General features: G+C 71.9%; 5 protein-coding genes and 1 pseudogene. 3 read left to right on the top strand and 3 right to left on the bottom strand.

Features of this window, described 5'->3' with window-relative positions:
* Positions 1-392, bottom strand: a pseudogene (locus VE546_RS11140) (hypothetical protein); the annotation flags it as partial.
* Positions 393-567: 175 nt separating this feature from the next.
* Here VE546_RS11140 and VE546_RS11135 point away from each other — a divergent pair.
* Positions 568-1,323, top strand: coding sequence for a GntR family transcriptional regulator (locus VE546_RS11135; RefSeq protein ID WP_324921151.1), 756 nt, complete (start codon positions 568-570; stop codon positions 1,321-1,323).
* A 139-nt stretch (positions 1,324-1,462) separates the two neighbouring features.
* Here VE546_RS11135 and VE546_RS11130 read toward each other — a convergent pair whose 3' ends face one another.
* Positions 1,463-2,203 (bottom strand): GntR family transcriptional regulator, encoded by a 741-nt coding sequence (locus VE546_RS11130; protein WP_324921149.1) that lies wholly within the window; start codon positions 2,201-2,203, stop codon positions 1,463-1,465.
* A 205-nt stretch (positions 2,204-2,408) separates the two neighbouring features.
* Here VE546_RS11130 and VE546_RS11125 point away from each other — a divergent pair, with 205 nt between their 5' ends.
* Together VE546_RS11125 and VE546_RS11120 are read left to right on the top strand one after the other, a co-directional pair.
* The gene (locus VE546_RS11125; protein ID WP_324921147.1) at positions 2,409-3,053 is read left to right on the top strand and encodes a dihydrofolate reductase family protein; all 645 of its coding nucleotides are present in this window, start codon (positions 2,409-2,411) and stop codon (positions 3,051-3,053) included.
* An 82-nt stretch (positions 3,054-3,135) separates the two neighbouring features.
* A complete protein-coding gene (locus tag VE546_RS11120) occupies positions 3,136-3,705 on the top strand; it encodes a DinB family protein (protein ID WP_324921145.1) in 570 nt (189 codons plus the stop codon).
* A gap of 508 nt (positions 3,706-4,213) precedes the next feature.
* On the opposite strand, the gene VE546_RS11115 is transcribed toward VE546_RS11120, so the two are convergent.
* Entirely contained in the window at positions 4,214-4,912 is a 699-nt protein-coding gene (locus VE546_RS11115; protein WP_324921143.1) for a hypothetical protein, read from the bottom strand.
* Positions 4,913-5,303 lie beyond the last annotated feature (391 nt).

The raw sequence follows: 5,303 nt of genomic DNA, 5'->3' as shown, positions 1-5,303 counted from the left end.
GGCGGCGCCGTCGTCCGCTCCTCCTCGGCCACCGGCCGTCCCACGTCCCGGAGGACGAACAGGTGCGGACCGTCGTCCAGCACCGACGTACCGCAGACCTGGCAGAGCATGTGGAGCACGGCGCGCCGCTGCCGCAGGGTGTGCACGGTGTGGAACAGCGGTCTGCCCTTCCCTCTGGCGAGGGTGTGCCGGACCCACAGCACCCCGCGCCGGTCCCGGTCGTACGGCGACTCGCCCAGGTAGCCGATGCCCTCGCCGCCCCGGCCCGCCACCCGTACGACGGGCGGGCGGATCATCTTCTCCCGGCTCCACGAGGAGATGTAGGGGACCGTGTCCGGCCGGGTGCTCTGGCGGGAAGGCTCCTCCTGCTCCCCGTCCGTCGGGATCACCACCACGGGTTCCTCCGCGTCAGGTGTCCGGAGTTCTCGGTCATGCGGTTCCCTCCTGAAAAGCGGTCGTGGATCAAACTCATGCGCCAGGACAGGGATCCGTCCGCGGCGGCCAGGCCCAACCCTTCGATCAGGGCTAGCCTTGAGGGAAACTCGTTCGAGAGATGAGGAGGCCGATGTGCGCGGGTACCGCGATCTCGCAGACGACCTGCGGCGACGCATCGAAGAGGGTGAGTTCTCCCCGGGCACGACCCTGCCGCCCATCACCGATCTGATGGACGAGTACGGCATGGCCCGTCAGACCGTACGGGCGGCCCTCGCCGAACTGGCCAACCAAGGACTGGTCGTCGTCCGCCGGAAGCTGGGCACGCTCGTTCGCGACAGGCGGCCGATCCGGGTGCCCCTCAGCCGCTACGGAAGCGTCCTCCAGCCGGGCGGAGCCCACGGCCCATGGGAGACGGCCTGTGCCCAGCAGGGCCTCAACGGCGAGATGCGCCTGGTGGACGTCCAACGGGTGAGCGCACCCGACGACCTCGCCTCCCTCCTGGACGTGGCTCCCGGCAGCGAACTGGTGCAGCGTCGCCGTCACGCGCTGATCGACCAGGAGATCGTCCAGGTCCAGTGCGCGTGGTACCCCGCGCCCCTGGCCGACCGGGCGGGGATCGGCGAGCGGAGGAAGGTGGTGGGCGGTGTGCTCGGCGCCCTCTCCGGCGCCGGCCTGGCCCCTGCCGAAGCGGACGAGCGGGTGACGTCGGGTGTGCCGACCGCCGACGAGGCACGACAGCTCCAGATCGGAACGGCCGTCCCCGTCCTGCGGGTCCAGCGCCTGACCCGGGCGGCCGACGGCACGCCCCTGGAGGTCCTGCGGGTGATCGCCCCTGCGGACCGCATCGAGCTGGTCTACGACCGCCTGCCCCTCGGCGGTACCGCATGACCGCTGCCGGGAGCACCCCCGGCAGCGCACGCACCGCACGGCCGGGGCCGTCGCCCCATGAACCCCCAGGCCGGTGACCGGTGACGACCGCTGGTGGGACGAGTAGTCCCGGCCGGCCCGGAGCCGGATGCGGACGGCTTCAACCGTCGAGGTGGTACTCCATGACGTAGATCCCCGCGTCCAGCAGCATCCGGTTCATCTCGACGGCGCGACCGTCCTCGGTGAACGCGGTGCGCCAGATCTCCACCACCGGCGTGCCCTCCGCCAGGTGCAGCCGCTCGGCCTCGGCCTGGCCGGGCATGCGCGCCCGCAGCTCCTCGGTGAAGCGGACGGGCTTCAGCCCCAGCTCCGCCAGCCGCGCGTAGGTGCCGCCGGGACCGGTGTCGGGCCGGGCGATCGCGGTGTCGCGCACCAGCTCGGCCGGCAGGTAGGAGACGGCCGCCTGCACCGGCTCGCCCTCCACCACGAACAGCCGGTCGCGCACCACGACCGGGGCGCCCTCGGGCAGGTCCAGCACGCGCGCCACGTGGTCGGGCGCGGCCGTCTCGTAGACCTTCACGTCGGTGACCGACAGCGGCCGTTCGCCCACGTCCGCGGCCCAGATGGACCGCCCGGAACCCCAACCGCCCTCCTCGGCCAAGCGGCGGTTGGCCACCCGCCTGATCGGCCGGAACTCCCGCACATACGTCCCGCTGCCCCGCTTGCGGACCGCCAGCCCCTCGGTGACGAGCAGTGTCAGCGCCCGGCGGGCGGTCTCCTTGGCCACGCCGTACTCGCGCACCAGGGCCGGTTCACCAGGAAGCCGGGCCCCTGGAGCCAGCTCGCCGGACTGGATACGCTCCCGCAGCTCGTCGGCGATCTGCCTGGCACTCTCCGCCATCAACGGCCCTCACTTCCCTAGGGTGCTTCCCCTCCACCTTGGCACAGAAGCCCCGGAGCCGGTTCGTGGGGGCAGAGGCCCCGCCCCGCCGAGCCGCCCCGGCCGGAAGGCCGGGCAGCCCCGGTTCCCGGCCGGTCACGGCCGCGGCGATGAGTTTTCCCGGCCCGGACGGTCTCACCGTTGTCGACGGTCCAGGAGGGAACACGTGAGCCAGCTACTGAGGGTCCAGAACTTCAACGTCTCGAGCGACGGCTTCGGCGCCGGTGAGCACCAGAGCCTTGAGCGGCCGTTCGGCCACGCCGATCCCGGGGCCCTGTTCGCCTGGGCCGGCGCCACGGCGAGCTGGCCCAGGCGCACCGAACCCGGGGGCAGCCGCGGCCTCGACGACTACTTCACCCGGGACTACGCGCGCAACATCGGCGCCGAGATCATGGGCCGCAACAAGTTCGGTCCCCAGCGCGGGCCCTGGCGCGACCACGAGTGGCAGGGCTGGTGGGGTGACGAGCCCCCGTTCCACACCCCGGTGTTCGTCATGACCCACCACAGGCGTCCTTCGTTCACGCTCTCCGACACCACGTTCCACTTCGTCGACGGCGACCCGGCCACGGTCCTGGAACGGGCGCGGGAGGCGGCGCGGGGCAAGGACGTCCGGCTCGGCGGCGGGGCCACCACCATCCGGCAGTTCCTCGACGCCGACCTCGTCGACACCCTGCACGTGGCGGTCTCGCCGGTGCGGCTCGGTTCCGGGGTACGGCTCTGGGAGTCGCCCGACGAGCTGCTCGACCGGTTCCACCTCGAGGTCGTGCCCAGCCCGAGCGGCGTGACGCACCACCTGTTCTGGCGGAGGTGACGCGGGGCCCGGACCCTGACGCCACCACCGCGTCACCCCGCGACAAGAACTCGGTGGCGGACCCGGGCCGTCGCGGACCACCATGCACCACATGAGCGACCAACCCGCGCGATGGACCCGGGCGACCGTCTACCCCGACATGTGGACCGACCCGGACGACGACCCCCGCAACAAGGAAGGTGCCGGTCCGGACGGCGAACTCGCCACGCTGGAGGACTTCCTGGCGGACTACCGCATGACCCTGCGGATGAAGTGCGAGGGCCTGGATGCGGAGCAACTGGCCCGCCGGTCGGTTCCGCCGTCGACGATGTCGCTGCTCGGCCTGGTCCGGCACCTCGCCGAGGTGGAACGCGACTGGCGCAACTGGCTCACCGAAGGCGACCCGCTGCCGAGGCTGTACGGCGAGAAGGACGCGGACTTCGACGGAGCGGTCGCCGAGCAGGCCGTGGTCGACGCGGCGTTCTCCGATCTGGAGCGTGAGCAGGCCGCGACCGACGCCGCGCTGGCCGAACACCCGGATCCGGGCGAGCGGGTGGGGAAGGACAGGATCGCGATCCGGGAGCTGATGGTGCACAGGATCGAGGAGTACGCCCGTCACTGTGGGCACGCCGACCTGCTGCGCGAGTGCGTCGACGGAAGAGTGGGCCAGTGACGGGGCCCGGACTCCACACCCGCCCCCGCCGGCTCGGCGCCGCCAGGTGACGGTCTCAGGCATGGCGGGCCCCTGCTCGCATCGTTGACCTGGGCATGGGGCAGGGCGGTCCGGCGCATGGGGAATGGGCTCGGCTGGAGCCGCTTCCGCCGCAGTCCGGCAAGCAGGGGTGGGCGCAGGGCAAACGGGCCGGCTGCCAGGTCGCGGTCGGCGGGCACGCGGCCACCGGTGCCGCCTCGCGCTCGCTGCGGCAGGAGCTGTTCCTGCCCGAAGAGTGGGCGGAGGATCACCAGCGGTGCCGATGGCCGGGGTACCCGACGAGGTCGGGCATGTGTCCAGGACCCGTACGGCCCTGGGACTGCTGGACCGGCCGCACAGGGCCTGACCGTGCCGGTGATCGTGATCGGTGCCGGCTACGGCCGCAGTGTCGCCTCCGACGGCTCGCTCTGGAAGAACGCGGCTGGTTCTGCGTTATGGCCATCGATCCGGAGGAGACCGTCCAGGCGGACTACGGTGCTCGCAGCAGCTCGGCCATGCCGAACGCGATCTGCTGGTCGGCCATCGCCGTCAACAGCTCGTAATCCCTGATCCCGGAACCGACGCGCAGCGCTGTGGTGACGCCTACGAGAAGCCGGTCGCGTGACTGGAGACGAGGCATGACCGGGCTGAGGGGGTTCGTAAGGCAGTGCCACGAGTGGCTGGGCAGACCGGCCGGAGCGCGGAGGTGGACCGACAACCGGTCAGGATGCAGCGCTGCGTTCAATCCGGGCACCAGGAGCGCTTCCTCAGACCGGTCCAGAGGGTCCGTCACCAGCCCGAGCCTCATGAACAGCTCCAAGGTGCCGACCCGCCAGCCATCACCGTCCGGCAGGAGCATCGCCGACTCGCAGGAGGGGTTGACCAGGAACAACAGCCGGTCCCCCGGGAGGAGCGCCACCGAAGCTCGCCAGCTCAGCATCGGTTCCCCGGCAAGACTCACCTCCGGGGCGTCCACCCAAGGGGACGGCAGGCAACGCCGGTGGTGCAGCGCCACCGTGGCGGTGTCACCGTGGTCCCGCACGCCGAGCACCGGAGTGCGGAAACGGCCGAACGCGCGGCCGCAGCTCTGGCAGTCGATCGCCCAGAGATTTCTGCGGAGGTCCGCCAGCGTCCGCTCACCGAGCCGGGACCGGACGACCGGATCGACTTCCACTTTCTGCTCTGCCATCTCCCGCTCCCCCGCACCGCGTTGAGGTCCCTGCACCATGCCCGTGCCGAACTCCAACGGTAGATGCCGGCACCAGCCCCCGGCCGCCTGATCACCGATTCCGGTTGCCGCGGATACCGCTTACGGCTTCTCCACAGGCCGGCGGTCCGAGTTGGAGCGGGCGGACGTCATCCGCCGCGGCAGAAGAGGCACACGGGCACGAGGGCCCTGCCGTGCGAGCCCGTGCGGCAGGGCCCTCGTCGTGCTCGGGTCAGGCGGAACGGAACGCCGGCCCGTACGCGCACAACGGCCACCGGCGGAACGAACCGGCCCCGGTTCATCCGTGCTCCCCGGCCAGGACGCCGGAGAGCGCCCCGGAGGCGGTGAGGTCCGCCCAGGTGCCCTCCGCCGT

This window comes from Streptomyces sp. (assembly GCF_035644915.1).
Taxonomy (GTDB): domain Bacteria; phylum Actinomycetota; class Actinomycetes; order Streptomycetales; family Streptomycetaceae; genus Streptomyces.
The sequence above is the reverse complement of the archived record's forward strand: the minus strand, read 5'-3'. Positions and strand labels throughout refer to the sequence as shown.

Bases quoted from the DNA above. Each gene is read 5' to 3' on its own strand.
- VE546_RS11130 (WP_324921149.1), bottom strand. From the start codon at position 2,203: ATGGCGGAGAGTGCCAGGCAGATCGCCGACGAGCTGCGGGAGCGTATC.
- VE546_RS11120 (WP_324921145.1), top strand. From the start codon at position 3,136: ATGCACCACATGAGCGACCAACCCGCGCGATGGACCCGGGCGACCGTC.
- VE546_RS11115 (WP_324921143.1), bottom strand. From the start codon at position 4,912: ATGGCAGAGCAGAAAGTGGAAGTCGATCCGGTCGTCCGGTCCCGGCTC.